Genomic DNA, 2,079 nt, shown 5'->3' with positions numbered 1-2,079 from the left:
GGGCGCCTGCGCGCCCTGCGGGGTGGGATTCGAAGGGCTGGGCTTGCAAGCCCAGCCCGCCCGAATCGCCCGTTTGCCGTCCGCAAGGCGGACGGCTTCGCGCGCCGAGGGCGCGCGCTGCAAAGCGGGCAGACACAGATCATCCGCAGCATCGCTTTTGCTACGCCCTTCCAATTCGAAGACCGGCGAAGCTCGGTCTTCGAATCTCTGACTGCTGCCCGCAGGGCGGCCCCGCGCGCCGCAGGCGCGCGCTGCAAAGCCCGCATCCACGGAACAGCAACCCGCCCACACGCCGCAATCAGCCCGTCGCCATGCCGATACGGAACACCACCCGGCACCGACAAACCACCCTATCTTCATACCAACATTAAGTGCATTTGCTACCAAATTCTGCACGCTAATAATAATTGTCCTGTCAGAACTACCGTCCGGGCATCTGATTTTTCTACCCTGAGTTTTTGTTCATAACAATTACTAAGGGAGATCCATGAAAACCAAATCCTTGCTGTTCGCGCCGTTGCTTGCGGTGCTCCTCGTGGCCTGCGGCGGCGGTGGCGGCGGTTCGCCGGCAACGGCCGCAGTCCCGGCCGCAACCACGCCGACGCCAACGCCAACCCCGACGCCCACGCCAACCCCGACGCCCACACCAACGCCGACACCAACCACAAGCGTTTACCCGAGCTATAACCCGAGCCCGGCCCCCGCCGACACGACCGGCATGACGCACAACGCGCAGCAGATCGCGGCATCGATCCGCATCGGTTTCAACATCGGCAACACGATGGAGGCGATCGGCGGCGAAACGAACTGGGGCAACCCCCTGATCACGAACGAGCTCATCCAGACCGTCAAGAAAGCCGGCTTCAACGCGATCCGCCTGCCCGTGTCGTGGGACCAGTACGCCGACCAGACGACGGGCAAGATCAGCGCCACCTGGCTCGCCCGCGTCAAGCAGGTTGTTCAATATTGCGTCGACAACGATATGTACGTCCTCGTCAACATCCACTGGGACGGCGGCTGGCTGGAAAAGAACATCACGGCCGCCAAGAAGGATGCCGTGAACGCGAAGCAGAAAGCGTACTGGGAACAGATCGCGACGACCTTGCGCGATTTCGACGAGCACGTGATGTTCGCCAGCGCCAACGAACCGGCCACGGGCAACGAGCAGGACACCCCGGACCCCGTGAAGCTGCAGGCGGCAGTCGATATCCTGAAGAGCTATCACCAGACCTTCGTCGACGCCGTGCGCTCCACGGGCGGCAGGAACGCCTACCGCGTGCTGGTCGTGCAGGGCCCCGAGACCAACATCGACCTGATGGTGAAATACATGCCGACGCTGCCGACCGACAAGTTGGCTGGCCGGATGATGGCCGAGATCCACTTCTACGCCCCGTTCAATTTCGCGCTGATGACCAAGGATGAAAACTGGGGCAACCAGGCCTATTACTGGGGCGCGCCCAACCACTCGACGACGGACACGATCCGCAATCCGACGTGGGGCGAGGAAGACTACGTCGATGCGCAATTCGCGAGCCTGAAGACGGCCTTCGTCGACAAGGGCATTCCGGTCCTGCTCGGCGAATTCGCCGCCCAGCGACGCACGAACCTGACGGGCGACGCCCTGGCATTGCACCTCCAGTCGCGCAACTACTACCACACCTACGTCGTCAAGAAGGCCGTCGCCAACGGCGTGCTGCCGTTCTTCTGGGACATCGGGGCGCCGGACGACCAGTCGGGCAGCATCTTCGACCGCCGGACGTACCAGGTGCGTGGCCAGGCGACCCTGGATGYGCTGATGGCGGGCCTGACTGCGCAGTGATGCGGCGCGTGCGGCGCCGGGTGCCGAATCGTTGGGTTTATCGAAGCAGGTATTGCGGTTCGCTTACCCACCGTCTATAATGCGGCCTCACGCGAAACGACCGCGACACGGAGAGGTGGCAGAGTGGTCGAATGTACCTGACTCGAAATCAGGCGTACGGGTGACCGTACCGTGGGTTCGAATCCCACCCTCTCCGCCAAACAAACAAGGCCCCGATGGGGCCTTTTTTGTTTGGCGGAGAGAGCAGGGCGCCTGCGCGC

The 2,079-nt window shown here is 62.9% G+C and carries 1 protein-coding gene and 1 tRNA gene; both read left to right on the top strand.

What is annotated here, in order from left to right:
- The first annotated feature begins 487 nt into the window (after positions 1-487).
- Positions 488-1,819, top strand: a complete 1,332-nt coding sequence (locus tag AC1DYX_RS30645; protein WP_477265922.1) for a glycoside hydrolase family 5 protein — start codon at positions 488-490, stop codon at positions 1,817-1,819.
- 109 nt (positions 1,820-1,928) lie between these two features.
- Positions 1,929-2,018 (top strand) — tRNA-Ser (locus AC1DYX_RS30640).
- Positions 2,019-2,079: the final 61 nt, after the last annotated feature.

It is taken from the genome of Massilia sp. P2_C2 (genome assembly GCF_056404615.1).
This window is presented reverse-complemented; position numbering and strand designations above follow the sequence as displayed.